Annotated in this window: 25 protein-coding genes; 13 read left to right on the top strand and 12 right to left on the bottom strand. The window is 69.1% G+C overall.

Features of this window, described 5'->3' with window-relative positions; translation table 11 throughout:
• The first annotated feature begins 152 nt into the window (after window positions 1–152).
• Window positions 153–872: a TetR/AcrR family transcriptional regulator C-terminal domain-containing protein gene (locus A5789_RS31820; RefSeq protein ID WP_064904770.1), complete on the top strand. Its 720-nt coding sequence runs from the start codon at window positions 153–155 to the stop codon at window positions 870–872.
• A gap of 17 nt (window positions 873–889) precedes the next feature.
• On the opposite strand, the gene A5789_RS31815 is transcribed toward A5789_RS31820, so the two are convergent.
• The 7 genes from A5789_RS31815 to A5789_RS31785 form a co-directional block, all read right to left on the bottom strand.
• Window positions 890–1663, bottom strand: coding sequence for a MerR family transcriptional regulator (locus A5789_RS31815; RefSeq protein WP_321190233.1), 774 nt, complete (start codon window positions 1661–1663; stop codon window positions 890–892).
• An 84-nt stretch (window positions 1664–1747) separates the two neighbouring features.
• The gene (locus tag A5789_RS31810; protein WP_064904772.1) at window positions 1748–3268 is read right to left on the bottom strand and encodes an NAD(P)/FAD-dependent oxidoreductase; all 1521 of its coding nucleotides are present in this window, start codon (window positions 3266–3268) and stop codon (window positions 1748–1750) included.
• Window positions 3268–4188: a hypothetical protein gene (locus A5789_RS31805; protein WP_063013947.1), complete on the bottom strand. Its 921-nt coding sequence runs from the start codon at window positions 4186–4188 to the stop codon at window positions 3268–3270. The genes A5789_RS31810 and A5789_RS31805 overlap by 1 nt, the downstream gene beginning before the upstream one ends.
• 1 nt (window position 4189) lies before the next feature.
• A complete protein-coding gene (locus A5789_RS31800; protein ID WP_063014009.1) occupies window positions 4190–5092 on the bottom strand; it encodes an SDR family oxidoreductase in 903 nt (300 codons plus the stop codon).
• 20 nt (window positions 5093–5112) lie between these two features.
• Entirely contained in the window at window positions 5113–6132 is a 1020-nt protein-coding gene (locus A5789_RS31795; protein ID WP_064904774.1) for an alpha/beta hydrolase, read from the bottom strand.
• 18 nt (window positions 6133–6150) lie between these two features.
• Complete coding sequence (locus A5789_RS31790) at window positions 6151–6378, bottom strand: hypothetical protein (protein ID WP_064904776.1); 228 nt, start codon at window positions 6376–6378, stop codon at window positions 6151–6153.
• A gap of 30 nt (window positions 6379–6408) precedes the next feature.
• Complete coding sequence (locus tag A5789_RS31785) at window positions 6409–8337, bottom strand: BTAD domain-containing putative transcriptional regulator (RefSeq protein WP_063910764.1); 1929 nt, start codon at window positions 8335–8337, stop codon at window positions 6409–6411.
• Between the two features lie 69 nt (window positions 8338–8406).
• Here A5789_RS31785 and A5789_RS31780 point away from each other — a divergent pair, with 69 nt between their 5' ends.
• From A5789_RS31780 to A5789_RS31770, 3 genes are all read left to right on the top strand, one after another.
• On the top strand, window positions 8407–9288 hold the full coding sequence (locus A5789_RS31780; RefSeq protein WP_064904778.1) for an alpha/beta fold hydrolase: 882 nt from the start codon (window positions 8407–8409) through the stop codon (window positions 9286–9288).
• A 227-nt stretch (window positions 9289–9515) separates the two neighbouring features.
• Window positions 9516–10946, top strand: a complete 1431-nt coding sequence (locus tag A5789_RS31775; protein WP_063013937.1) for a DUF1003 domain-containing protein — start codon at window positions 9516–9518, stop codon at window positions 10944–10946.
• A gap of 11 nt (window positions 10947–10957) precedes the next feature.
• Window positions 10958–11722, top strand: coding sequence for an SDR family oxidoreductase (locus A5789_RS31770; RefSeq protein ID WP_030514570.1), 765 nt, complete (start codon window positions 10958–10960; stop codon window positions 11720–11722).
• A 21-nt stretch (window positions 11723–11743) separates the two neighbouring features.
• Here A5789_RS31770 and A5789_RS31765 read toward each other — a convergent pair whose 3' ends face one another.
• Window positions 11744–12604 (bottom strand): hypothetical protein, encoded by an 861-nt coding sequence (locus A5789_RS31765; RefSeq protein ID WP_155525618.1) that lies wholly within the window; start codon window positions 12602–12604, stop codon window positions 11744–11746.
• Between the two features lie 147 nt (window positions 12605–12751).
• Between A5789_RS31765 and A5789_RS31760 the strand changes: the two genes are divergently transcribed.
• The gene (locus A5789_RS31760) at window positions 12752–13852 is read left to right on the top strand and encodes a lycopene cyclase family protein (RefSeq protein ID WP_064904780.1); all 1101 of its coding nucleotides are present in this window, start codon (window positions 12752–12754) and stop codon (window positions 13850–13852) included.
• Here the strand turns inward: A5789_RS31760 and A5789_RS31755 are convergent.
• From A5789_RS31755 to A5789_RS31745, 3 genes are all read right to left on the bottom strand, one after another.
• A complete protein-coding gene (locus A5789_RS31755; RefSeq protein WP_063013931.1) occupies window positions 13843–14583 on the bottom strand; it encodes a PP2C family serine/threonine-protein phosphatase in 741 nt (246 codons plus the stop codon). The genes A5789_RS31760 and A5789_RS31755 overlap by 10 nt on opposite strands.
• Before the next feature lie 324 nt (window positions 14584–14907).
• The gene (locus A5789_RS31750; RefSeq protein ID WP_030514574.1) at window positions 14908–15321 is read right to left on the bottom strand and encodes a cobalamin-dependent protein; all 414 of its coding nucleotides are present in this window, start codon (window positions 15319–15321) and stop codon (window positions 14908–14910) included.
• A complete protein-coding gene (locus tag A5789_RS31745) occupies window positions 15321–16898 on the bottom strand; it encodes a methylmalonyl-CoA mutase family protein (protein ID WP_064904781.1) in 1578 nt (525 codons plus the stop codon). Before A5789_RS31745 ends, A5789_RS31750 begins: the two co-directional genes overlap by 1 nt.
• Before the next feature lie 74 nt (window positions 16899–16972).
• On the opposite strand from A5789_RS31745, the gene A5789_RS31740 reads away from it, so the two are divergent.
• The 8 genes from A5789_RS31740 (at window position 16973) to A5789_RS31705 (ending at window position 24873) form a co-directional block, all read left to right on the top strand.
• Window positions 16973–17797 (top strand): NAD(P)-dependent oxidoreductase, encoded by an 825-nt coding sequence (locus tag A5789_RS31740; protein WP_064904784.1) that lies wholly within the window; start codon window positions 16973–16975, stop codon window positions 17795–17797.
• A 58-nt stretch (window positions 17798–17855) separates the two neighbouring features.
• Entirely contained in the window at window positions 17856–18074 is a 219-nt protein-coding gene (locus tag A5789_RS31735) for a hypothetical protein (RefSeq protein ID WP_063013925.1), read from the top strand.
• Between the two features lie 41 nt (window positions 18075–18115).
• Window positions 18116–19612: a CoA-acylating methylmalonate-semialdehyde dehydrogenase gene (locus tag A5789_RS31730; protein ID WP_155525621.1), complete on the top strand. Its 1497-nt coding sequence runs from the start codon at window positions 18116–18118 to the stop codon at window positions 19610–19612.
• 65 nt (window positions 19613–19677) lie between these two features.
• Window positions 19678–20970: a TetR/AcrR family transcriptional regulator gene (locus tag A5789_RS31725; RefSeq protein ID WP_064904786.1), complete on the top strand. Its 1293-nt coding sequence runs from the start codon at window positions 19678–19680 to the stop codon at window positions 20968–20970.
• A 272-nt stretch (window positions 20971–21242) separates the two neighbouring features.
• The gene (locus A5789_RS31720) at window positions 21243–22334 is read left to right on the top strand and encodes an amidohydrolase family protein (protein WP_063013921.1); all 1092 of its coding nucleotides are present in this window, start codon (window positions 21243–21245) and stop codon (window positions 22332–22334) included.
• Window positions 22335–22361: 27 nt separating this feature from the next.
• On the top strand, window positions 22362–23516 hold the full coding sequence (locus A5789_RS31715) for an amidohydrolase family protein (RefSeq protein ID WP_063013919.1): 1155 nt from the start codon (window positions 22362–22364) through the stop codon (window positions 23514–23516).
• Between the two features lies 1 nt (window position 23517).
• A complete protein-coding gene (locus A5789_RS31710; protein ID WP_064904788.1) occupies window positions 23518–23913 on the top strand; it encodes a Rieske (2Fe-2S) protein in 396 nt (131 codons plus the stop codon).
• Window positions 23914–24015: 102 nt separating this feature from the next.
• A complete protein-coding gene (locus A5789_RS31705) occupies window positions 24016–24873 on the top strand; it encodes an alpha/beta fold hydrolase (protein ID WP_064904790.1) in 858 nt (285 codons plus the stop codon).
• 62 nt (window positions 24874–24935) lie between these two features.
• Here A5789_RS31705 and A5789_RS31700 read toward each other — a convergent pair whose 3' ends face one another.
• A complete protein-coding gene (locus A5789_RS31700; RefSeq protein ID WP_064904792.1) occupies window positions 24936–25409 on the bottom strand; it encodes a hypothetical protein in 474 nt (157 codons plus the stop codon).
• Window positions 25410–25471 lie beyond the last annotated feature (62 nt).

Raw genomic sequence — 25471 nt, 5'->3', positions numbered from 1 at the left:
CCCGGCGGACGGTTCCGCCGAGAGCCGGGAAAGTTCCCAAATTATTTTCTCCGGGCGGGAAAAAGCGGCTACGCTCGATATCGCGGCGCGGTCGCCCAGCGTTGTGCGACGCGTCGTGCCGACCGTCGCTTCCCGAGGAACAGCGAGACCCCATGGCAGAGACCGATGATGCCGTGGCCGCCCCCGCCCGTGCTCGCGGACGCCCGCCCCGGCTGAACCGTCATCTCATCCTCGCCGCCGCGCGCGATCTGGAGCCGGAGAATCTGACCATGCAGGCGGTGGCCGACGCCCTGGGCGTGCATCGCAAATCGCTCAACTATCACGTCAGCGACCGCCAGGGCCTGCTCGAACTGGTCGCGTTCGACGCGTTCGACACCGGTTTCCGCCGGGTCGACCTGCCCGAGCGAGCGGACTGGCGTGAGCTGCTGCGATCGTTCGGCTACGCGGTGGTCGATGCTCTGGTGCAGGTGGGGGCGCTCATCGCCTACGTCCGGTTCGACGGGAAGGCGGGGCTGTCGGCACTGCAACTGGTCGAACGGATCATGGCCGCGTTGGTCGGCGCCGGACTCGATGCGAACGAAGCCGGGCGCACGCTGAAATTTGTTGCCGCGATGGCCTATTCGGCCGCACGCGAGGCGCTCGACGCCACCGGCGGGCCGGCCGATCCGCAAGCGGCCGCGGTGCGGCGCACGCTGGGAAACGAGTCCGGATTCCCGCTCCTGCGCGCCGTCGCGACCGCGCGCGAGAGCGACGGCCGCGCCGGTGAGCATTTCGAATTCGTTCTCGCGCTGATCATCGAGGGACTGGAACGGCGGCTGGAGCTTCGGCACGGCGCCGCTGCGGCGGCGCCGACGGGTGGTTCCGGCCGGTGACTTCACGCCGGCGCGGGTCAGTGTTCCTTGGCGCGCCGGTCCACGGCCTCGGCGAGATAGTCGCCCAGCTCCTCGCGCAGCACACGATCCAGCGACCGTGCCAGGGTGTTGTTCACCGCGGTGACGGCGAGACCGCGTAAATGGTTGAGCATCTTCGCGGTTTCGGCGATTTCGTCGTCGGTGTCGGGCAGCCAGCCGGGGCCGTGGGCATCGACGATCTGTTGCTTGGCGACCGACATCATGTCGTGGGCGATCTCGTCGAGGCGGCCGCTGACGGCTGCCTGCAGATCGGCCAGCCGGCCCAGCCGGAACCCGTAGCCGTGCAGTTCGGCGAAATTCTCCAGCAGCTGGGGATCGGTGAATTCGATTGTCTCCGTGTCGATCCGGGCGAGCCCGAGTTCGGCGAGACGTTCCAGGATCTCCGGATCGGCCGCCTCCTCGCCGAGGAAGGTGTCGATCAATTCGCGCGGTACCCGCAGCGTCTCGTCCTGCTGCCCCCACGCGGCGGTGACCGCGTGCTGCAGCCCCAGGATCTCGGTGAGGTCCTTACCCGTTTCCCAGCCGGTGATGAAATCGGCGATATGGGCGGTGGTGAACCCCCGCTGCAACAGCACGTCGATGATCTTCAATCGCTCCAGGTGGGAGTCGTCGTAGATCAGCGCGCGCCCGATCCGGCGCACCGGCGGCGGCAGCAGGCCGCGTTCCTGGTAGGCGCGCACATTGCGGCTGGTTGTGCCTGCGGCGCGGGCGAGTTCATCGATGCGGTACTCCGCCATCCCGTTCTCGCCCACCCTTTCCTCGTGCCGGACGCCGACCCGCGTCGCACCCGCCTCCGGCCCGTGTGAGCAGCTCGGGCGCGACGCATCGTGTCGACATTAGCCCAACGAGGTCACCGCCCGATCGGCGACAGGCGCGCGGGCGCCGCCCCGCCCGGGGATCAGCACATAGTCGTGCGGATCGAGGGTGGCGAGCTGACCGGTGAACTGGCTGCCGAAGCCCGGGAACATGGTCGCGTTGAAGCCGTCCTCGGTCAGATACCAGCTGCGGCACCCGGAATTCCAGGTGGTCGCCCGCAGCCGGCGCTGCAGCCGGTGGTTGTAGCGGTCCTGGCGGTCGCGGCGCACCTCGAGCGAATGCAGATTCCGCTCGAGCAGCATGCCGATCGCCGCGGCGAGATAGTCGATCTGCGCCTCCATGTACACCAGCGCCGAATTGTGCCCGGGGCCGGAATTGGGCCCGAAGGTGAAGAACAGGTTGGGGTAACCCGCGACGGTCACACTCTTGTACGCGTATGCGCCCCTGCGCCATTCGTCGTCCAGGACCCGCCCGCCGCGGCCGGTGATCGGGATCGGCGCGCCCGCCTTCGACACCTCGAAACCGGTGGCGAACACGATGCAGTCGAACCGGTGCTCGATCCCCTCGGCGGTGCGGATGCCCGCCGGCGACATCCTCGCGATCGGCCAGGTGACCAGGGTGCAGTTGTCGCGCTGCAGCGCCGGGTAGTAGTCGCTGCTCATCAGCAGCCGCTTGCATCCGGCCCGGAAATCGGGAGTCAGTTGCCGCCGCAACCACGGATCGCGGACCTGACTGTGCAGATGGGCCAGTGCCACCGATTCCACGATCCTGGTCAGCGGGGTATTCCACACCACGCCCAGCGCCACCGATTCGTGCCCCCAGAACCAGGCCTGCCGGGCGAGCTGCTGGGTGAGTGGCAGGTGCCGGTACAGCTGCCGGGTCAGGCCGGTGGTGTGCCGGTTGATCCGCGGCAGAACCCAGCCGGGCGTGCGCTGGAAGACCTTCACCGACCCGGCCCGCTCGACCAGTTCCGGGACGATCTGCACCGCGCTGGCGCCGGTGCCGACCACGGCCACCTTCTTACTGGTGAAGTCGTAGTCGTGATCCCAGCGGGCGGAGTGGATCATATGGCCCTCGTAGCTGTCGCGACCCGGGATGTCCGGCAGGCTCGCATTGGCCAGCGGCCCGGCCGCGAGCACCACCGAACGGGCCCGCACCGGTGTGCGACCGGCGTCGAAGGCGATCTCCCATTCTCCCGCCGCCTCGTCGTAGGCCAATCCGGATACGTTGTGCCCGAAGCGAATCGATGCGCCGAGCGCGAACTTCTCGACCATCGCATCGATGTAGCCGAGGATTTCCGCACTGCCGGAATAGGTCTGCGACCACTCCGGATTCGGCGCGAAACTGTAGGAGTACAGCCGCGACGGAATATCGCAGGCCGCCCCCGGATAGGTGTTGTCGCGCCAGGTGCCGCCGACCCGCCGGTCCCGTTCGAAGATCGCGATATTCGTGATTCCGCGCTGCCGCAACCGGATCGCCGCCCCGATCCCGGCGAATCCGGCTCCGACGATCGCGACGTCCAGCACGGTGTTCCCGCTCATCACGCGACCGGCTCGTAGGTCAGTTCCTTCGACCAGGTCGGCTGCGCGGGCAGCACCCGGTCGGGGATGCGGGCGGTCACCTTCACCAGTGTGTCGGCCAGCAGGTGGTAGGGGTGGTCGCGGTTGATCACCCAGTCGCTGTGCATCTTGACGATCCGGTACATCGGCACCCGGTTCACCACGGGTGTACGCTCCCCGACCGCCTTGAACCGGCGCATCGCGGTATACAGCTTGTCCTCGTCGACGCCCATCGCGACGATGTTGTCGCGCATCTTGTTCAGCAGCGGCACATAGCTGAGCACGCCGATCATCAGCGACGGCTTCACCCAGCCTCCGACCAGATCGATCGCGAGCTTGCGGGCGGTGGAGTGCCCGAGCAGTTCCATCACCGCGTAATCGGTGGCCAGATGCCGGGATTCGTCGGAGTTGATCTTGCGGAACACCTCCTGGGCGATCGGATCGGCGATCTCGTCGGTGACGAATTTGATCAGCGCGCCGTCGAGTGCCACCTCCAGCATCGGAATCACCGTGCCCAGAAACGACAGCGACATGCCGTCGGCATATCTGTCGAGGAAGTCGATGACCAGCTTGACGTTGATATTCGGTTCGGGGATCTCGTCGCCGTCGAGCATCCCCCAGCGGCGCATCAGGGCCAGTTCGGCATTGGCGTGGCGCTGTTCCTCGGCGTGGAAGTACCGGTAGATCTCCCGCAGTGTCTGCGTCGGGGCCTTCTTCGCCATCGCCGCGAATCCGCGCGCGCCGACGTTCTCGATCCACATCAGATCCGCCATGAACGGCGTCAGTTTCGCGTGCAGTTCGGGATCGATCAGTTCCGCGCCCGGTGCGTCCCACTCGATATCGGCCAGCGCCCACTGCCGGGACTTGATCTTGGCCAGCATATCGTCGAAGTCGAAGGACATGTCAGACTCCTGTCTTCTCGCTGTCGGCCGATGCCGGGGCCGAATCCGCTTGCGGCAGATATCGGTTCAGCACGCCGAGGGCCCGGGTGTAGGTGGCCGGGAATTGTCGTTTGAGATGCCAGACGACCACCGCGTCCAGCTGCGGCAGCACATGCAGGCGGCCGCGCTCGTGGGCATCGAGGGTGATGCGCGCGACGTGGTCGGGCGAGAAGCCGGTCCAGCGCATCAGTTCGGTGGCCAGGCGGGCCGATCCGGCGGTGATGCGCCCGTCGCGGGCGACGTTGGTGCGCACGAAGGTCGGGCACAGTACCGTCACGGTGACGCCGGTGCCCGACAGTTCGGCGGCGAGGGTTTCCGACAGCGACACCACGCCCGCCTTGGAGACGTTGTACGGGGCCATCGCGGGTGCGGCGGCGAATCCGGCCGCCGAGGCCACATTGATGATGCCGCCGTGGCCGGCCCGGCGCAGCCGCGGCACGAACAGTTCGCATCCATGCACCACACCCCACAGGTTGATGCCCAGCGCCCACTGCCAGTCCTCGAAGCCGATGTTGCCCACCGGCTTTCCGCCGATACCGACACCGGCGTTGTTTATCACCAGGGTCGGCGGGCCGTGGAAGATCGCGTCGCTGTGCTGCGCCAGCGATTCCATCTCCGCGCGCTGGGCCACGTCACAGCGATACGCGTGCGCGCGGCGGCCGTGGATCCGGTCGATGAGCGCGACCGTCTCCTCCGCCCGGCCGAGGTCGATATCGGCACAGATCACCTCTCCCCCGCGCCGGGCCAGCTCGAGGGCGAAGGCGCGCCCGATCCCGCTGCCGGCTCCGGTGACGACGGCCTTCGCGTCGTAGGTGCTCCGGTCGCCGCCGATCACCGACCGCAGCGCCGCATTCGCCCCCGCCATCGCATCCACGATCCACATCACTATCCCGCCTCTCGGGCACTCGATACCGGTTGCGCCGCACGGGATCGCGCGAGTACCCCGGTGATGAAGGCGGCGGCGCGGCGCAATGCCGCCGCGGCCTCCGGTACGGCCAGCGGCAGCGCCTGGAAGACGTGGATCTGGCCCGGCCACACCTCCAGTTCGCACGGCACGCCGGCGGCACGGGCGAGGTCGCGGAGGTGGTGCGCGTCGTCGGCGAGCATCTCCGCGCCGCTCACCTGAACGAACAACGGGGGCAACGCGATTCCCGTGGGAATGCGCAGCCGCAGCCGCGGCGAATCCTCGGGTTCGTCGCCGGTGTACAACCGCACCGCGTTGCGACCGGTGCGCGCGGAGGCCATGGCCTCGGCGGCCCGGAGTTCGCAGCCGCGGGCCAGTTCGAAGGACAGATCGATCAGCGGTGAGAACAGCACCGCGCCGGCCGGCTGCGCCACTCCGGTGCGGGCATTGTCGAGCAGCAGGTCCACGCACAGATGCCCGCCGGCCGAGTCACCGCCGATCACGAGGTCCCCGGCCCGGTAGCCGTGGGCCAGCAGCCAGCGGTAGCCCTCGGCCACATCGTCGGCCGCGGCCGGGAAGGGGTGCTCGGGCGCGAGCCGGTACTCGACGACGAAGACCGGGAGTCCGGTGGCGCGGGACAGTCGCGACGCCAGACCGCGATGGGTGCGCGCCGAGCAGATGACATAGCCGCTGCCGTGCACGTAGTACAGGGCGCGATCGCCGTGACCGACTCCGGCCGCGCACACCCACTCCCCGCGCAGCGAACCCGAACGCACCTGTGTCACACGGGTTCCCGGCAGCACCGGCCCGCAGATCGCCATGATCGACGCGACCAGCCCACGGGCCGCGGCGATGCCGAGCGGATTCGCCGGTAGCAGGCAGTTGATCGGCCGTACCCCGTACCGTCCCGCGGTCAGCGCCAGCCGCGAACGCAGCGACGGTGACGACGGGACCGGTGCGGTGGCCGACGGTGAGGTCTCCGTTGACCTTCTCGTCTCCATATACCGAGCATCAGCTACCTATGTGCCATTTGTCAATGGCAGATAGCAATGCCGGTCACGCCCGGGCTGGGCCACCTCCGTGACCAGGGCGCCGAGCATGTCCCGCACGAGTTCGGCATGTTCGCGTAGATCCGGAGAGGCCTCGTTCGCGGCGAGTTCGACGATGGTGTTCAGTTCACCGAAGGCCACCACCAGGCGGCGCAACGCGGCGCGCTGCTGGGCGGCCGAGAGGCCGTTGATACTCACATCCGAGGGATCGCCACGCCGAATGTTTCGTTACGGCGCCGAACGATCGAGCAGTGCGCCGGCCGGACCGAGGCTCAGCATGCCGGTGCCCGCTCCGAGCAGTTCGCCGCGCGCCGGGGACAGGGCGCGATGCACCTGACGCGCGGTACTCCGGTCCGCACATCGGTCGGCGGCGATTCCCAGTAGCGCCCAACGCAATTCGGCCAAGTGGTCCGGCGGCGGCGCCGGCGCCGCGCGCAGCAGCTCGTGGGCGCGCTCGGGTTCGAGCAGCGCGGCGGCGTAGGGAGTGTTCGGCCCGAAGTCAGCCGCGGCGAACTCGGCCGGGTCCCGGCCTGCCCGCAGCGCGAGGCACAGGCCGGTCAGCGGCGCGAGACCCGCTGCGACACCGGGCATGCCGCAGCCCGGCAGGGTGGCGAGCGCGCGTTCGTAGGCGTCTGCCACTTCCGGTTCCGGCCGGTCGGTCAGGACGGTGCGCAGCGCGCGGTACCAGGTGGTGAACACCCCGACGAGGTCGCGCTCGTAGCGCACCGCCAGCCGGTCGGCCGCGGCGGCATGCTCGTCGGCGACGGCCACCTCGCCCAGCGCGCACGCGGCCTGCATCGCGACGAGATGACCCAGGATCAGGTAGGTCGACAGGTCGTGCCGGCGCGACACCGTGATCAGCTCCTGAGCGAGCCGCGCCCGCATCGGCCACCGGCCCGGCGTGTGGAAGGACTGCAGGAATCGGGCGTCGAGAGCGAGCACGAGCACGGCCGGATCCCTTAGGTCGCGGGCGATACGTTCGGCCGCTCGCGCGGCGTCGGCGCCGGACGTGCCACGGCGGCCGCGGGTTTCGATCGCGAACAGCGCGAGCAGCCGGGCGCGCAGCGCGGGCGCGGCGTCGTCGTCGTCCAAGCGTTCGAGGGTGGTGCGGGCGGCCTCGGCCACGCGCGCCGACCGGGCCGGATCGTCGAGCACCGACCAGACCCCCGGTACCTCCATGCGGGTCAGCGCGGTGGCCGTGAGTTCGGGATCGTCACTCGCGAACAGGTCGTCGATCGCGTGCGCCCGGCGATCCTGGGCGGTCATCAGACCGGTCGCGTCGGTCAGGGCCAGGCCGCGCAGCAGATCGGCGGAGGAGATGATGCGGCTGCGCGGACCGGTGGCGCGGTAGGCGGCGACAGTGTCACGCCACAATCGGTGCTCACCGAATTCCGGTTCTCCGGTGAGGATTTCGCGTTCGAGGGCGATCAGTTCGGCGCTGGGATCCAATCCGGCTTCCGTGCCCAGCCGGGTTCGGGCCCGCCGCAGCGCCGCCAACGCGTCGGCCCGCCGCCCGGCCTGCCACAGTCCTCGCGCCTGCAGCAGCCAGGCCCGCTCCCGCACGGGATGCTCGTGCAGATAGGTTTCGAGTTCGGCGACGGCCTGTTCCGGCCGTCCCTGGCGGATTCGCGCCTCCGCGAGCATTTCCACTGCCGCAGAACGTAATTCATCGAGCTTCGCGATGTCTCCGGCCGCCCACCGGTAGTCGCCGTAGGCGTCTCCGCGCCAGAGCGCCAGCGCCGTCTCCAGCGTCTCGATCCGCTGCGGCCCGGCCTGATTCGCGGCCGCGCGGACCAGATCGTCGAAATACCAGGCGTCGACGTGATCGCGAGGCAGCGCCACGCGGTATCCGGCGCCCTCGGTGACGATCACGCGGGAAGGGGTGCGCGGCGCGCGGCCGGGTTCCAGGGCACGGCGCAGGGCGGCGACGAAGGTGCGCACGGCGGCGACCGCGCCCGGCGGCGGGTCCTCCCACAGGTCTGCCACCAAGGCCGGCACCGGCACCACCCGACCGCCGGCGGCGATCAGGCGGGCCAGCACCTCGGCATGCCGGGGGCCGTGCAGCGGCAGCGGCGTCCCGTCGGCGGCGGCGACCCGCACCGGGCCCAGGACACCGGCCGTCGGTGCCGCGTCGGAGCCGGTGAGCTGCGCACTCATCGGTTGCTCATTGCCGCCGCCGAGCATGGACATCGCACCGAACAAGCCTAGAGAAGGGATCGTCACCGCATGTCCGCACCCACCGTCCCCGGTTTCGACTACGACCGCGTTCCGGTCGCCGAGGATGTCGCGTTGTCCGTCGCGCACGCCGGCTCCGGTACTCCGATCGTGCTGTTGCACGGCTTCCCGCAGACGCATCTGATGTGGCGTCACGTCGCACCGGCGCTGGCCCGCGACCACACCGTGCTGTGCCCGGACCTGCGCGGCTACGGCGACAGCGATAAACCGATCGCCGCCGATTCCGGCACCTATGCCAAACTCACGATGGCCTCCGATGTGATCGCGCTGGCCGACCACTTCGGATTCGATCGGTTCGCGCTGGCCGGACACGACCGCGGCGCCCTGGTGGCGATTCGCGCCGGACTCGACCGTCCCGATCGGATCTCCCATCTCGCGGTGCTGGATGTGCTGCCGACATCGGATATGTGGGAGGTCCTGCACGGCCACACCGCCGCGGTCGCCTTCCACCTCTATCTGATGGCCCAGCCGCCCGGGCTGCCCGAGCGCATGATCCGCGCGAGCGCCGACGACTTCTTCGGCCATTTCCTCGACGCCTGGTGCCTGCGCCCCGACGCGATTCCCGACGACGTCCGCCGGGAGTACCTACGCGCGTGCGCCGGCGCGGTGGATTCGATCGTCGCCGACTACCGCGCCTCGGCCACCGTCGATCTCGACCACGACCGGGCCGACCGCGCCGCCGGACACCGACTCACCATGCCGGTCACCGTGATTCAGCAGGATTGGGGCGCCGAACTCGGCTACGACGCGGCCGCGGTATGGCGCGAATGGGCCACCGACCTCGACCACCGCACCCTCGCGCTGGGACATTTCATGGCCGAGGAGGCGCCGGACGAAGTGGTCGATGTGATCACTGATCTCCTACGGCGCTGAGCGACACGCCGGGCATATCCCGGCCGAGGAAGGCCGGCAGTTGCCGACGACGGATCCGCCGGCCTTTCTCGGCGCGGGCGAGCTGCCGTCGCCGAGAACTGAAACCCCTGCACCACAGCGGGTTTCACCGCCACCTGACCTGTTCCCCCGCGTAGCGATGCGCACGTGCCATAGAGGGCACGTACAGTGCGCGGTATCGGACGAGCGCAGGCGAGGGGGCCGTAGAGGTGAGCAGCGACAGCCGGGCCGACGAGATACGCAGCGGCGGTGAACCGAACGCGCACAGCGGCGCGACCGCGATTGCGCCCACCGACGCCGATGTCGATACCGCTCTGGATTTCGAGACGCACACCGGTGCGGTGACGATGGCCGACGAACGCATCGGCGTCAACGACGCGGTCGCGGCCGTCCTCACCCGCTGGATCGGATCGATGCCCGCGCTGTATCTGGTACTCATCGGGTTCAGCGCCTGGATGGCGCTGGCGACCTGGGGGCCGCTGCGCCCGGTGGACCCGTATCCGTTCCCGTTCCTGCTGTTCGTCGACAATGTCGCACAGCTGATCCTGTGCCTGGTGATCCTGGTGGGCCAGCGGGTGCTCAGCGCCGCCGCCGACCGCCGGTCGGTGCAGACCTACGAGAACACCGAGGCGATCTTCGCCCAGGTCGCGGATCTGCAGGCACATCTGGACCACCACGACCGCGCGCTCAGCCGGGGCCTGAGCCTGCTCGAGTCGACACCGCATCCGTGGATCGAACGGCATCGGGTGCAGCCGCCGCCGCAGGCCGCCGACCAGGCGGTCAGCACCAACGACCGGATCGCGGTGTGGCTGACCGAGCGACTGGGCAGCGTGTGGGGCTTCTATCTCGCGCTCGGCTCGCAGATTCTGTGGGTTGTGCTGGCGCAGGCGGGAATTCAGCGGGTGGACCCGTACCCGTTCGCCTTCATGGCGTTTCTGTCCACGCTCGCGCAACTGGTGTTCATGATCGTGATCATGGTGGGCCAGGACGTGCTCGGGCGCACCGGTGACCGCCGTTCCGAGCAGACTTTCCTCGACGCGCAGGCGGTCCTGCACGAATGCCGGCGGATGAAGGCCCGGCTCACCGCACAGGACCGTGTCATCGACAGTCTCACCGGATACGTCACCGACCGGGTCAGCGAACAACTCGGGCGGGCGCTGCACGAAACCAGCGAACGGGTCGACCACCAGGCCCGCGCCCACACCGTCATGACCACCGGTGAGGCGCCGGCCGACGCCGCCGCCCTGCGCCACTGGAACGAACTCAGCGACCAGGACCGCCGCACCTACCGGCTGCAGGCCCGCGGTATCGGCGAAGATCTGGCCGCGATCGGCTGCTTCATGGTGCCCGCCTTCGATCCGGCCTTCGCGGTCACCTTCGACGACGACGAGATCGGGCTGCTCGCGCGGCTGGACTACGAACGCCGGATCGCGGATCGGCGCGCTCTGCTCGGCGGAGCCGCCCATCCCGATCCCGACGACGCCGAACCGCTGCCGTGGCCGGAGCTGCCCCGGTCCGCGCGGATCCGCTACCTGCAGGCGGCCCGGCGCATCCCGGTCATGGTCTCGGGTGCCGGCTTCCAGGTGTTGCGCAGCACCCCGCCCCGGGTCCGCGACGCCGCCCGCGCCCACCTGACGTAAGGTCGCGATCCATGAGCGAGGATCTGTTGGGTAAGGGTGCGCTGGTCAGCGGCGCGAGCCGCGGTATCGGGTACGCGGTGGCGGCGGAGCTGCTGCGGCGTGGGGCGAACGTGCTGATCACCGCCCGCAAACCGGAACCGCTGGCCGAGGCGGCCGACCGGCTGCGCGCGCTCGGCCATCCGGGAAAAGTCGTTGCGCTGGCGGGCAATTCGGGTGACGAGGCGGCGCGCGCCGAGCAGGTGGACACCGCCGTCGCCGAATTCGGATCCCTGGACATCCTGATCAACAACACCGGCATCAACCCCGTCTACGGGTCGTTAATGGAGGCCGATCTCGGCGCGGTGCGCAAGATCTTCGACGTCAATGTGGTCGCGGCGCTGGGCTATGTGCAGCAGGCCTATCGGGCCTGGATGGGCGAGCACGGCGGCGCGGTGGTGAACCTCGCGAGTGTGGCCGGCATCCGCTCGACGGGTGTGATCGCCGCCTACGGCGCGTCCAAGGCGGCCCTCATCCGGCTCACCGAGGAACTGGCCTGGCAGCTGGGTCCGTCGATCCGGGTGAACGCCGTCGCGCCGGGCGTGGTCAAGACGAAATTCGCCGATGCCCTCGTCACCGACAACGAGGAGGCGGTGGCCGCGACCTATCCGCTGCGGCGCCTGGGCACGCCCGAGGATGTGGCCGCGCTGGTCGGATTCCTCGTCTCCGATCAGGCGGCATGGATCACCGGCGAGGTGGTGCGGGTCGACGGCGGCCTGCTCGCGACCGGCGGCATCTGAACCGGGCGACCGCACACCCCGTCAGCGGAAGGCGAGGGCGCCGAGGATGTCGTCGTGCCGGTACTTCAGGTACTTCTTCACGGTGCCCTCGTCCACCGAGCTGGTCGCGGTGGCGAAGGTGACGACGAGGAACTGCTTCTCGGCGTCGTCCTTCCACTTGCCGGTCGTGAAGTTCGAGATGTAGGTGCCGGGCCGCAGTTTCAGGTCGTCGTCGGTATACGCGCCGGGTGCGGCCGCGGCGGTGTCACTGCTCGACATCCCCATGATGAACTGGGTCAGCATCAGCGAACCGCCCTCGGCCTTGTACACCATCTCCGCGGCGTACCGGCAGCCCAGCGACGTGAGCTTGCCCCCGACCTCGATATCGGCGCAGCTGGGATGGTCGCGGCCCTCGACCCAGTCGGCGTGCAGTTCCACATCGCCGGCCTTGAAGTTCCAGTCGTGCCCGTATTCCTGATAGCTCAGGTGGCCGGACGTGTCGGGACTCGCACTGGTGGTAGGGGCCGCGGTGGTCGTCCGGGCGTCGGTGGTGGCGGGGACGAGCGCGGGCGTGCTGGTTCCGCCGGCCCGGTCGTCGCCGCCGGAGTCGCGAGTCGCGACCACCACGATGCCGCCGGCGATCACCAGCAGCGCGATCACGCCGAAGACGATGCCGACGACGAGCCCGTTGTTGTTCTTCGGCGGTGGCGGAGTCGGATAGCCGCCGGGAGCGGGCTGCCCCCAATGAGGCGCGGGCATCTGCTGATCCCACGCCGGCGTCTCCCACCCGCTCGGTGCCGCGTCCCAGCCCGAGCCGGGCTGGTTCGGGTCGCGCCCCCACCCCGAGTCGTGGGGTTGTTGCGGGCCGTAGCCGTACGGCCCGGATCCGGGGGGATACGTCATCTGCTGCCACCTTCCGCGTCCCGGGGCAGCGCCCTCCGCGGTTGTGGTCCCCCCGGGCATCGTGGGTCGACCCTACCGGACCCGACACACCCGCTGTGATGCGACGGCCGGTCACACCGCGTCCGTCCGATCTGCTGCAATGGCGGCATGAGTGCCGATCTCATCGTCTGCGGGCTCGGCCCGTCCGGGCGGGCGCTGGCGCATCGCGCGGCCGTCCGCGGACTCGCCGTGACCGCGATCGATCCGCATCCGTGGCGCCGGTGGCCCGCGACCTACGGCACGTGGGCCGACGAATTGCCGGACTGGCTACCGGCCCGGGTCGTGGCCGCGACGATCGAGCGGCCGCTCGCCCGGGGTATCCGCGAGGTCGAAATCGCCCGTACCTATCAGGTTTTCGATACCGCGGCGCTGCAGGACGCGCTGGACCTGTCCGGCGTGCGGGTGATCGCCGACCGGGTCCTGGACATCGAGCGGCCCGACCGCGTGCGGCTGGCCTCGGGCCGGACACCGACCGCGCAGCGCGTGGTCGACGCCCGCGGCCTGGCCCGCGACGTGCGACGAGCCGAGCAGACCGCCTACGGCGTTGTGCTGCACCGTGATCGCGAACCGGCCGTCTTCATGGACTGGTCCCGGGACAACGGCACCGAGGCCGATGAACCGGCGTCGTTCCTGTACACGATCCCGCTTGGCGGCGGCCGGATGCTGTTCGAGGAGACCTGCCTGGCCGGACGGCCGGCGATCGGCCAAGGCGAGCTGCGGCGCCGTCTGGAACACCGATTGCGCTGCCGAGGAATCGAATTCGGCGCGGACGCACCGATCGAACGGGTGCGCTTCCCGGTCGAGGGCGGCCGGGCCCGCGACGGCGTCTTCGGGGCGGCGGGTGGACTGCTGCATCCTGCGACCGGATACAGCGTCGGCGCCGCACTCGCCGCCGCCGACACCGTGGCCGCCGGGCAGAGCCTGTGGCCGGTCCCGGCACGCCTGGTGTACGCGCTGCGCCGGGCCGGCCTGCGGGCGCTGCTCGCGCTGCCGCCCGAGGAACTCCCGGTCTTCTTCGACGCCTTCTTCGCCTTGCCCCCGGACCTGCAACGCGCCTACCTGTCCGGGCGCACCGATCTGCGCGGCACCGCCGCCGCCATGACCGCGCTGTTCCGGGAACTTCCGTGGCCGCTGCGCCGGATCCTGGCCGCGGCCGCCGCGCCGGGTGCCGGTCGCGGCCGCGCGGGCGGGCCCGCTGTTCAGCCGTGATCGAAGACCAGCGCGGTGGTGTTGTCGGTAGCACCCGCCGTGATCGCCGCCTCGACCAGGGCGTCCGCGGCGGTCGACGCGGAGTCGGCGTCGGCGAGGATCTGCTTGATCTCGGTCATCGGCAAGGTCTTGTGCACCCCGTCCGTGCTCAGCAGCCAGCGCCCGGCGCCGGTGCCGGTGATGCCGTGGCCCACCGCCTCCGGCTGCACGGTCCGCGCCGAGGTCGTCACCATATGGTGCATCCGGGGCGCGACGGTGATGCCGCGCGCGTTCATCATCTCGGCAACGGTGTGATCGCTGGTGATCTGATGCAGCACCCGCCCGTTCCAGTGATAGGCCCGGCAGTCGCCGACCCAGGCGATATCACAGGGGCCGTCGATGCGGTCCGGTGTCGGGCACACGGCCACGACCACCACGCTGTCGGCGGAGGGCTCGGGGAATTCGCGCAGCAATTGTTGTCGGGCGGCAAGGATTCCGGCGGCCGCACTGCCACCGACAGCCACCCGCGCCGCGACCTGCGCCACGGTGCGCGCCGCCCGCGCGGCCAGCAGATGATCGCCGATGCCGTCGGCGACGGCGAAGGCGCTGCGCCCGACCGCGGAGTCGATATAACCCGACACCGCGTCGGCATTCAGCGACCGGCCGCCACGCCGGCTGACCGAATGCGCTGTGATTCCCGTGAGCCGCATCAACTCACGCCGTGTGATTGCCGTCGTCACCGCTGTGTGCACGGCCGACCTCCTCGACTGCCCCTGCCGACTGCGGTTCCGCTCGTTCGCGCCGACGATCGCCTGGACCGCGACCGGCTCCGAAACTGCCCTGAACAGAACTCGCCTGCTCAGACTATGTCAGCTGGGACCGTGCTCAACCTGTGAAAAGGGGCACGAGTTCATTACAGGCCGCCGTCCAGCGCGCATTCTGGGCGTCCATCGGCCACGTTCGGCACCCGAAATGCCCGGACCGCCCGTTCTCGGACGCTCGGACGTGCGTGTCCGTGACCGGGGCGACGCCGCCCCTTCGCCCGGCCGTGACCTGCGGTGTGCGGTGGGTCGCGGTCATCTCGGCTCGGCCGGGCCCGCCACCGTCGCGGTCAGCGCGCGGATCTCGCGCACCAGGTGATCCAGCGGGGTGCCGGTCGGAAACACCGCCGCCGCGCCCGCCTCGAGGAGTTTCGGCACATCGGCCTGCGGGATGGTGCCGCCGACCACGACCGCGATATCCGCGGCGTCGGCGGCGCGCAATCCCTCCACCACCTTGGTGGTGAGTCCGAGGTGCGCGCCCGAGAGAATGCTCAGCCCCACCACCGCCACATCCTCGGCCACCGCGATGGACACGATCTCCTCGACGCGGCGGCGGATGCCGGTGTAGACGACCTCGAAACCGGCGTCGCGCAGTGTGCGCGCGACGATCTTCGCACCACGATCGTGGCCGTCGAGGCCCGGTTTGGCGACCAGTACGCGCGCGGGCATCAGAACACCACCGGCTGCCGGAATTCGCCCCACACCGATTTCAGCGCGGCGGTCATCTCCCCCACCGTGCAGTAGGCGTTGGCGCAGTCGATGAGCCGATGCATCAGATTCTCGTCTCCCTCGGCGGCGCGCGACAGCGCCGACAGCGTGGTGGCGACCGCGCCGGAATCCCGGTCCGCCTTGACCTTGGCCAGTCGCTTCAATTGCAGATCCCTTCCCGCGGCATCCAATTCGTAGGTGCCGATCTCGGGTGCGGGTTCGTCGGAGGTGAATCGGTTGACCCCGACGATCGGGCGCGCGCCGGATTCGATGTCCTGGTGGGCGCGGTAGGCCTCGTCGGCGATCAGGCCCTGCAGATAGCCGTCCTCGATGCAGCGGACCATGCCGCCGTGCGTGTCGAGATCGGCCATGATCTCGACGATCCGCTCCTCGGTCGCATCGGTGAGCGCCTCGACGAAATAGGACCCGCCCAGTGGATCGGCCACCCGCGTGACACCGGTCTCGTAGGCCAGGATCTGCTGGGTGCGCAGCGCCAGTGTCGCCGACTCCTCGCTGGGCAGCGCGAACGGTTCGTCCCAGGCGGCGGTGAACATCGACTGCACCCCGCCCAGGACCGAGGCCATCGCCTCGTAGGCCACGCGCACCAGATTGTTCTGCGCCTGGGGCGCGTAGAGCGAGGCGCCGCCGGAGACGCAGCCGAACCGGAACATCGACGCGCGATCGGTCGTCGCGCCGTAGCGCTCCCGCACCAGCGTGGCCCACCGCCGCCGTCCGGCACGGTATTTCGCGATCTCCTCGAAGAAGTCGCCGTGGGTGTAGAAGAAGAACGAGATCTGCGGCGCGAAGTCGTCGATACTCATGCGGCCGCGTTCGACGACGGTATCGCAATAGGTGACTCCGTCGGCGAGGGTGAACGCCATCTCCTGCACCGCGGTCGCGCCCGCGTCGCGAAAGTGCGCGCCCGCCACCGAGATCGCGTTGAACCGCGGCACCTCGGCGGCACAGAATTCGATCGTGTCGGCGATCAACCGCAGGGACGGCTGCGCCGGCCAGATCCAGGTGCCCCGCGACGCGTACTCCTTGAGGATGTCGTTCTGGATGGTGCCGGTGAGTTTTTCGCGGGCGACGCCCTGGCGTTCGGCGGCGGCCACGTAGAACGCCAGCAGGATCGCGGCGGTGCCGTTGATGGTGAAGCTCGTGCTGATCTTGTCCAGCGGAATCGAGTCGAACAGGATCTCGGCGTCGGCGAGGGTGTCCACCGCCACGCCGACCCGGCCGATCTCCTCGCTCACCTCGGGATCGTCGGAGTCGTAACCACATTGGGTCGGCAGGTCCAGCGCGACCGAGAGTCCGGTGCCGCCCTGATCGAGCAGATAGCGGTAGCGGCGATTGGATTCCTCGGCGGTGCCGAACCCCGAGTACTGCCGGAAGGTCCACAGCCGCCCGCGGTAGCCGGTGCCGAAATTGCCTCGGGTGAAGGGATATTCGCCCGGCGGGGGCGGTTCGGCGACACGATCGCCCGGGCCGTAGACCGGGGCGAGCGGGATGCCGGAGGAGGTCTGGACGTCGTCGTTCATCCTTGAATACGTTACTTGCAAAAAAAGAGAATGCCAATACCATCAAAGGCGAACGACTGACTTCGAGGAGCGTCATGCCCGCATATCCGTTGGCCGGCCGCACCATGGTCGTCTCCGGCGCAAGCCGCGGGATCGGCCTCGCCATCGCCGTCGCCGCGGCCGCCCGGGGCGCGAATATCGTGCTGCTGGCCAAGACCGCGCAACCGCATCCGAAACTGCCGGGCACCGTGCACACCGCCGTGGCCGAGATCGAGGCCGCGGGCGGGAAGGCCGTCGCGGTGGTGGGCGATGTGCGGCGCGAGGAGGATGTGCGGCGCGCGGCGCAGACCGCGGTCGACCGCTTCGGCGGCATCGATATCTGCGTCAACAACGCCAGTGCGATCGCGGTGGAGCCGACCGACTCACTTCCGGCCAGACGCTTCGACCTGATGCAGGAGATCAACGTGCGCGGCACCTTCCTGCTCACCCAGGCCTGCCTGCCGGCGCTGCGCGAGGCGCCCGAGGCCCATGTGCTGACCATCTCGCCGCCACTGAACCTCAGCCCTCGCTGGCTGGGCGCGCATCCCGCCTACACCCAGTCCAAATACGCGATGACGCTGTTGTCGCTCGGCTGGGCCACCGAATTCGCCGAGGCGGCGATCGGGGTGAACTGCCTGTGGCCGCAGACCTACATCGCGACCTCGGCGGTGGCGAATATGGCCGACGGGTCCGACCTGCTCGCCTCGGCGCGCGATCCGCGCATCATGGGCGATGCCGCCGCCGAAATCCTTTCCCGGCCCGCGAAATACACCACCGGAAACTGCTACATCGACGCCGAGGTGCTCATCGAATCCGGAGTCCGCGACCTGTCGGGCTACGGCGGCGGCGAGCGGCCGATCCCGGACCTGTTCCTGGACTGACCGCACGACATACGCGAATCCCTTGCCGCACAACTCAACTCGTGACCCGGAGGTACTGATGCAGCCGCCCGTCGATATCGCGGTCCGCCAGATACTGGACTACTTCGGCACCTGCCCGCGCTGTGGCTACGCCGCGGAGGCGGTGCGCACCGTTCGCACCTTCGCCGACCATCGCCGCGAGATCGAGATCACCGCCAGCTGCGGCCTGCCCTGCGGCTGGTACGGCGCGGCGCCGCTGACCACCATGACCGGTGCGCACGCGGGGGCCCGGTCGTGACCGGCACGATCGAACCGACCGCCGCCACGGACGTCGCGCACATCGGCCACTGGATCGACGGCGGCCTCCGGCCCGGCGTCGCCGCGCGCACCGCCCCGGTGACCGATCCCGCCACCGGACGGGTCACGGGCGCGGTGGCCATGGCCGGGCCCGAGGAGGTTCGCGCCGCCGTCGAGTCCGCGGCGGCCGCCTTCCCGGGCTGGCGCGACACCTCGCTGACCCGGCGCACCTCGATCGTGTTCCGCTTCCGCGAACTGCTCAACGCCCGCAAATCCGAACTGGCCGGACTGATCACCGCCGAACACGGCAAGGTGTTCTCCGATGCCCTCGGGGAGGTCTCGCGCGGTCAGGAAGTGGTCGAATTCGCCTGCGGAATACCGCATCTGGTGGAGGGCGGGTTCACGCAGAACGTCTCCACCGGCGTGGACGCGTACTCGGTGCGAGCCCCGCTCGGTCCGGTCGCGATCATCTCGCCGTTCAACTTCCCGGCCATGGTGCCGATGTGGTTCTTCCCGCTGGCGGTCGCCACCGGCAATACCGTCGTGCTCAAACCCAGTGAGAAGGATCCGTCCGCAGCGCTGTGGCTGGCGAAGCTGTGGGAGGAGGCGGGACTGCCGGCCGGCGTCTTCAACGTCGTGCAGGGCGACAAGGAGGCCGTGGACGCGCTGTTGACCGAACCGGCGATCAAGGCCGTCTCCTTCGTGGGCTCCACTCCGATCGCCGAGTACGTCTACGCCACCGCCACCGCGACCGGCAAGCGGGTCCAGGCCCTCGGCGGCGCCAAGAACCATGCGGTGATCCTTCCCGACGCCGATCTGGACCTGGCCGCGGACGCGCTGGTCAATGCCGGATACGGGTCGGCCGGAGAACGCTGCATGGCCATCTCGGTGGCCGTCGCGGTCGGCGATATCGCCGACGAGCTGGTAGCCCGGGTGGCCGAGCGCACTCGTGGCCTGCGCCTCGGCGACGGGCACGGTGAGGCCGATATGGGACCGCTGGTCACCCGCGCGCACCGCGACAAGGTGGCCACGGCCGTCGATACCGCCGAGGCCGAGGGCGCCCGCATCGTCGTCGACGGCCGCGGCGCGATCGGCACCGCCGACGCCGATATCGATGTGTCCGAGGGCTTCTGGCTCGGACCGACGCTGCTCGACCACGTGACCCCGGAGATGGCCGCCTATCGCGAGGAGATCTTCGGCCCGGTCCTCGCGGTGGTGCGAGTCGACGGATACGAGCAGGCCCTCGAGCTGATCAACGGCAACCCCTACGGCAACGGCACCGCGATCTTCACCAACGACGGCGGCGCGGCCCGGCGCTTCCAGTACGAGGTCGAGGTGGGGATGGTCGGCATCAACGTCCCCATTCCGGTTCCCATGGCCTACTACAGTTTCGGCGGCTGGAAGAGCTCGCTGTTCGGTGACACGCACGCGCACGGCGTACAGGGTGTGCACTTCTTCACCCGCACCAAGGCCGTGACCAGCCGGTGGCTCGATCCGAGCCACGGCGGGCTGAATCTGGGCTTCCCGCGCAACGACTGACCACCCGGACGGCACGCGCTCCGGGCCGCGTCGTACGGGTCGCGAAGATCGGTCACACTGAGCAGATGCCACGATCACAGTCCACCGCGCCGGTTCCCGCTCGCGCCGACAGCGTGCGGCGGACCGAGATCCTGCGCGCGGCCGCGGAACTGTTCGCCTCCGCGGGGTACGCCGGGACGAATGTGAAGGACGTCGCCGACGCCTGCGGCATCCTGCCCGGCAGTCTCTACCACCACTTCGAATCGAAGGAAGCGATCGCGGTCGAACTGCTCGAGCGTTACCACGCGGCGCTGGATGCAGTGGCCCGGTCGGCGCCGCCGCCGTCGGCGATCACCGGCGCCGACCGGGCCTTCGACGTTGTGAACGGCTACGCCACCGCCCTCGCCGCCTGCGCGCTGGAACACCGCGCGGCACTGCAGTTGTCGATCTACGAACCGCACACCGGCGCCGGCACCGCGCTCGTCGCGCTCGCCGCCGACCCACCCTCCGCACCGACGACAGCCATGCGCGCCCTGCTCGACGCCGCGGCCGATCACGGCTACCTCACCGCGGCCGTGGACCGTTCCGTGCTGGCCGAACAGCTGTGCCAGACCATGTTGCACATCGGCCTGTCGGTCCTGCATCGCGAGAATTCCGCCGACCGCGTCGCCACGGTGGTGTGCCGCCTGCTGCTCGACGGCCTGCCCGCCGTGCCGGCCTCGCCCGCCGCGCTCGATCGCTCCGCGGCCCTGCGCGCCGCGCGCGAGAGCATCGCCACCTGGGCGAATCCCGACGACACGGGCGACGACGACCGCACCGCCCGGCTGCGCGCGGTGGCACGCGCGGAGTTCGCCCGCCGCGGTTACGAGGCGACCACCATGCGCGATATCGCCACCGCCGCCGGAATGGGCGCAGGCAGCGTGTACCGGACCGTGGAATCGAAACAGGCGCTGCTGGATTCGATCATGGGGTCCTTCCACGACGAGATTTCGCGCGCCTACGCAGCGGTGGTCGGCACCGACAGCTCCGCCGTCGCCAAACTCGACGCGCTGACCTGGATCAATCTCAACGCCCTGTGGCGTTTCGACCTCGAGTTCGCGATCCAGCGCGCGTGGTTCCGGTCCACTCCCCCCGACACCAGCGACGTGATCGAGGTCCTGCGCTCTCGCGCACGTCAGATCGCGACCGTCGTCGACCAGGGCCGAGCCGACGGCGAGATCACCATCGAGGGCATCACCAAGAGCCGGCTGTCGGCGTGTGTGCGCGACCTGATCTGGATGCCCCCGCCGGTGGTCGCGCGCGTGGGAATCGATGCGGCACACGCACATTCCCGCGCGACTCTGCTGTGCGGCGCCACTCGCACCGCCCCCGCCGCCTGACCGCCGGACGGCGGCCCTTGTGCGCCGGGCGGGTTTCGACGTACAGTTGCGGAACAAATATTTGGTTCGCGCATTCGCTCCGGCGAACGCGCACCGGTCCGTCCGCCGCACAGCTTTCCGGGCACTCTCCCCGACCGCCGGGCCGACGGCAGTCCGCGAACGCATTCGAATTCCCGCAACGGAGCCCGCATGATCGACCATCCCGAGCCGGACCGTTCCGCCTCGCCGAGACCGAATCCCGCAGCTGCGTGGCATTTCCCGCAGGAGGGCCGATGATCACTCTCCCCGACGGCAGCACCAGCCCGCTGATCGATGCGAGCGTGCACATCTTCTTCCAGGGCAACCCCGAACTGCGCACCTGGCTGCGCGAGCCGTACAGCGCTCGCGGCTATCCGGATGTCGAGATGGACTGGTACGGCGCGCCCGGCGGTGAATACGCCCCGGGCACCGTCCTGTCCGAGGGCGGATATCCCGGCTCCGAGCCCGATGCCGTGGGGCAGGTGCTCTTCGGCGAGCGCGGAACCGACATCGCCGTCCTGCATCCGATGACCCGCGGCATCATGCCCGACCGCCATCTGGGGACCGCGATCGCGAGCGCGCACAACGAGATGATGATCTCGCGCTGGCTGGACTCCGGCACCTACGCCGACCGCTACCGAGGCACGCTGCGGGTGAATCCGGAGGACATCTCCGGCGCGGTCCGCGAGATCGAACGCTGGGGCTCCCATCCGCGCGTCGTGCAGATCGGCATTCCGCTGCAGTCGCGCGAACTCTACGGAAAGCCACAGTTCTGGCCCCTGTGGGAGGCCGCGGCGGCCGCGCGGCTGCCGGTCGCGGTGCATATCGAATCCGGTTCGGGCGTGGCCTATCCGCCCACCCCGTCCGGACATCCGCGCACCTACGAGCAGTACCTCGGCTTCATGGCGCTGAATTATCTGTACCACCAGATGAACATGATCGCCGAGGGCGTGTTCGAACGCTTTCCTGATCTGCGCTTCGTGTGGGCCGACGGCGCGGCCGACCTGCTCACCCCGATGATGTGGCGGATGGACACCTTCGGCCGTCCGCACCTCGAGCAGACGCCGTGGGCGCCGCGCATGCCCAGCGACTATCTCCCCGGCTCGATCTACTTCGTCCAGGGCCGGCTCGACGGGCCCGGCGATGTCGAATTCGCCGGAGACTGGCTGGAATTCACCGGCAAGGACGACATGGTGATGTTCGGCTCGAGCTATCCGCACTGGCAACTCGACGATCCGGCGCGGCTGCCGTCGGCGCTCACTTCCGCCCAGCGCGAGAAGCTGCTGTGGCGCAATGCCGCCGGACTGTACGGCATCGACATTCCCGCCGCGGCGACGACGCGGTAACCGGTATCGGAATCGAAAGGGATACCCATGACGCAGGCGAATACCGAGGTACGCGAACGGATTCCGAGCACCGATCGGGTCGCGGTCCGGGTGGTCGACTCCGACGTCCACCCGGTGCCCCGGCCGGGACGGCTCGCCGAACTCTACCCGGAGCCGTTCCGCAGCAAGTATTTCCTCAACCGCCACGTCGGCAGCACCATCTTCTACGACGCCCCCGACTTCGCCTACGCCTACGCGATGCGGGTGGACGCCTTCACACCCGACGGCGGTTTCCCGGGTAGCGATCCCGACACGCTGTTCCGGCAGCTCATCATGGGCGCCGGCTCCGATATCGCCATCCTCGAGCCGGGCCTGCACCAGGCCCGGCTGCCGGAGGCGACCTCGGCGGCCGCGGCGGCGGTCAACACCTGGCTGGATCAGGACTGGCTCGACGGTCACAACAACTGGCATCAGCGCTATCGCGGTTCCATCAGCGCCGCGGCCGAGGACCCGGCCGGCGCGGTCCGCGAAATCGAGAAATGGGCCGGACATCCGTATATGGCGCAGATCCTCATTCGCGCCGAACCGCGGCCGGCGTGGGGCGATCCGATGTACGACCCGGTGTGGGCGGCCGCGGTGAAGCACGACCTGCCGGTGGCCTGCCACCTCTCCCGCGGGAATTTCGAGATGCTGCCGATGCCGCCGGTGGGATATCCCAGCTACAACCACGATTTCATGGTCACCTACTCGCTACTGGCGATGAATCAGGTGATGAGCCTGATCTTCGACGGCGTCTTCGACCGCTTCCCGGCGTTGCGGATCATCCTGGTCGAGCATGCGTTCACCTGGATCCTGCCGCTGATGTGGCGGATGGACGCGATCTACGAGGCGCGCAAAGCATGGGTCGAGATCAAGCGCAAGCCGTCGGAGTACGTCAAGGAGCACATCAAGTTCACCACCCAGCCCCTGGACTATCCCGAGGACAAGACGGAATTGACCCGGGCGCTGGAATGGATGGAGGCGGACAGGATTCTGCTGTTCTCCTCGGACTATCCGCACTGGACCTTCGACGATCCGCGCTGGCTGGTCAAACATCTGCCCGAGCACACCCGCGAGCCGGTGATGTTCGGCAACGGGCTGAAAACCTACGCCAACCTGCCCGATACCGTGCCGGTATTGCCCGGGCAAGTGCGGGTGTTCTGAGATGAGCGACGATCTCGCGGCCACGCCGCGGCTGCCGCAGGGGCGTGAGCACGCCGTCGCCACCATCGACGAAATTCCGCCCGGGACACATAAACTCGTGCCGATCGGCCGCCACGGGGTCGGCGTCTACAACGTCGACGGCACCTTCTACGCCATCGCCAATTACTGTCCGCACGAGGGCGGCCCGCTGTGTTCGGGCCGCACCCGGGGACTGACCGCGGTCGACGAATCGGTTCCCGGTGACGCGGTCAGCGTGCGCGGCGGCGAATACATCTACTGCCCGTGGCACCAGTGGGGATTCGAATTGGCCACCGGCACCACCGCGGTGAAACCGGAATGGAGTATCCGCACCTATCCCGTGCGGGTGGTCGGCAACGACGTTCTGGTCACGGCCTGATGGGTCAGCGCCCAAAGGCGGCAACGAAGTGTCACCACGTAGGGCGCCCCATCAGGCGACGAATAGCGCAGCTCGATCCGACACAGACGAGGAGGTCTGTCCATGCCGATCGCCGAAATCCGCGGTGGTGAGGTCTATTACGAAATTCTGGGAGAGTCCGGTCCGCTGATCGTGCTCACTCCCGGTGGCCGGTTCAGCATCGAAATTCCGGGGTTGCGGCCGCTGGCCGAGGCCCTGGTCGCCGGTGGCCACCGGGTCCTGCTGTGGGACCGGCCCAACTGCGGCCGCAGTGAGGTCGCGTTCTGGGGTCCCACGGAATCGCATATGCGCGCCGAGGTGCTGCACGATCTGCTCGTGCATCTGGACACGGGTCCGGTGATCATCGCCGGCGGCTCCGGCGGTGCGCGGGATTCCATTCTGACGGCGATGCTGTATCCGGAGATCGCGACGAAGCTGATCGTGTGGAATATCGTCGGCGGCAACTACGGCTTGATCGCGCTCGGTTCGCATTACATCATTCCCAACATCACCGCGGCGAAGATCAAGGGCATCGAGGGCCTGATCGAACTGCCGGAATGGCAGGAACGCATCCAGGACAATCCGAAGAACAAGGACCGGCTGCTGGCTCTCGACGCCGAGGAATTCCAGGCGCAGATGTTGCGCTGGCTCGACGCCTATGTTCCGAAACCAGGTCAGACGATTCCCGGGGTGACCGATTACGAGTTCTCGAAGCTGAGGATTCCCACGCTCATCATCCGGGGAGGTGAGCACGATATCGACCACCCCAAGCGGACGTCGATGGAAGTGCACTGCCTGATCGAGGGTTCGGTCCTGATCGATCCGCCGTGGCCCGAGGACGCCTGGCAGCAGGGTCAGAAGGCGCGCGCCCGGGGCGAGGGGAACATCTTCGACACCTGGGTGCTGGCCGCGCCGGCGATCCTGGACTTCGTGCGGCAGTAGCGGTGGAAATCGGCGAATCGCGGTGGGCCGGTGAGCCTCTCGCAGGCGGCTCACCGCCGTGCTCACCTGGTGACGATGACCACCTCCGAGTTGGTCGCCGCCTCGAGCGCGGTCTGGATCCGGCTCTCCGGGATGCGCTCCAGATCGGTGCGCGCCAGGCGGACGGTGAGGGTGTCGAAGCCGGCCGCGTCGCAGCTGCGATCGATCTCTCCGGTGATGCCGAATCCGGCGAGGACACCGTGGGCGTCGTCGTCGGTCCCCCGGCTGACGAAGGTGACCGCCCCGGGCCGGACGGCGGAGCCGAAGATATCGGCACACATTCCCACCGCGTGTTCGCGCACGGCGGCCGTGTCGTCACCGTCGATCCGCACCTGGATTTCGCGGCGGCGTGCGGGAAGCCGATCGATATCGGGTGCGGTCACCGATATTCCGGATTTCGCAGCGCGAGAGATGAGCGCGGATATCTTCTTCCCGAATTCCGCGGGCGGCAGTTCCCCGGCGGGATCCACATCGACACGAATTACTGCGGTACGCATGCCGCCGATTGTAGGCACAGCCATTTCCGCGCCGACAGTTTTCGGCGGCGGACGATATTCCG

It is taken from the genome of Nocardia sp. 852002-51101_SCH5132738, assembly GCF_001665695.1.
Lineage (GTDB): Bacteria > Actinomycetota > Actinomycetes > Mycobacteriales > Mycobacteriaceae > Nocardia > Nocardia nova.
Note: the sequence above shows the minus strand (reverse complement) of the source record. Positions and strands in the feature narration are given on the sequence as shown.

Excerpts from the sequence above, each read along its gene's own strand:
- A5789_RS31820 (WP_064904770.1), top strand. The coding sequence starts at position 153 with ATGGCAGAGACCGATGATGCCGTGGCCGCCCCCGCCCGTGCTCGCGGA.
- A5789_RS31810 (WP_064904772.1), bottom strand. The coding sequence starts at position 3,268 with ATGAGCGGGAACACCGTGCTGGACGTCGCGATCGTCGGAGCCGGATTC.
- A5789_RS31805 (WP_063013947.1), bottom strand. The coding sequence starts at position 4,188 with ATGTCCTTCGACTTCGACGATATGCTGGCCAAGATCAAGTCCCGGCAG.
- A5789_RS31800 (WP_063014009.1), bottom strand. The coding sequence starts at position 5,092 with ATGGCGGGGGCGAATGCGGCGCTGCGGTCGGTGATCGGCGGCGACCGG.
- A5789_RS31795 (WP_064904774.1), bottom strand. The coding sequence starts at position 6,132 with ATGGAGACGAGAAGGTCAACGGAGACCTCACCGTCGGCCACCGCACCG.
- A5789_RS31785 (WP_063910764.1), bottom strand. The coding sequence starts at position 8,337 with ATGAGTGCGCAGCTCACCGGCTCCGACGCGGCACCGACGGCCGGTGTC.
- A5789_RS31780 (WP_064904778.1), top strand. The coding sequence starts at position 8,407 with ATGTCCGCACCCACCGTCCCCGGTTTCGACTACGACCGCGTTCCGGTC.
- A5789_RS31770 (WP_030514570.1), top strand. The coding sequence starts at position 10,958 with ATGAGCGAGGATCTGTTGGGTAAGGGTGCGCTGGTCAGCGGCGCGAGC.
- A5789_RS31765 (WP_155525618.1), bottom strand. The coding sequence starts at position 12,604 with ATGACGTATCCCCCCGGATCCGGGCCGTACGGCTACGGCCCGCAACAA.
- A5789_RS31760 (WP_064904780.1), top strand. The coding sequence starts at position 12,752 with ATGAGTGCCGATCTCATCGTCTGCGGGCTCGGCCCGTCCGGGCGGGCG.
- A5789_RS31750 (WP_030514574.1), bottom strand. The coding sequence starts at position 15,321 with ATGCCCGCGCGCGTACTGGTCGCCAAACCGGGCCTCGACGGCCACGAT.
- A5789_RS31745 (WP_064904781.1), bottom strand. The coding sequence starts at position 16,898 with ATGAACGACGACGTCCAGACCTCCTCCGGCATCCCGCTCGCCCCGGTC.
- A5789_RS31740 (WP_064904784.1), top strand. The coding sequence starts at position 16,973 with ATGCCCGCATATCCGTTGGCCGGCCGCACCATGGTCGTCTCCGGCGCA.
- A5789_RS31735 (WP_063013925.1), top strand. The coding sequence starts at position 17,856 with ATGCAGCCGCCCGTCGATATCGCGGTCCGCCAGATACTGGACTACTTC.
- A5789_RS31725 (WP_064904786.1), top strand. The coding sequence starts at position 19,678 with ATGCCACGATCACAGTCCACCGCGCCGGTTCCCGCTCGCGCCGACAGC.
- A5789_RS31720 (WP_063013921.1), top strand. The coding sequence starts at position 21,243 with ATGATCACTCTCCCCGACGGCAGCACCAGCCCGCTGATCGATGCGAGC.
- A5789_RS31715 (WP_063013919.1), top strand. The coding sequence starts at position 22,362 with ATGACGCAGGCGAATACCGAGGTACGCGAACGGATTCCGAGCACCGAT.
- A5789_RS31710 (WP_064904788.1), top strand. The coding sequence starts at position 23,518 with ATGAGCGACGATCTCGCGGCCACGCCGCGGCTGCCGCAGGGGCGTGAG.
- A5789_RS31705 (WP_064904790.1), top strand. The coding sequence starts at position 24,016 with ATGCCGATCGCCGAAATCCGCGGTGGTGAGGTCTATTACGAAATTCTG.
- A5789_RS31700 (WP_064904792.1), bottom strand. The coding sequence starts at position 25,409 with ATGCGTACCGCAGTAATTCGTGTCGATGTGGATCCCGCCGGGGAACTG.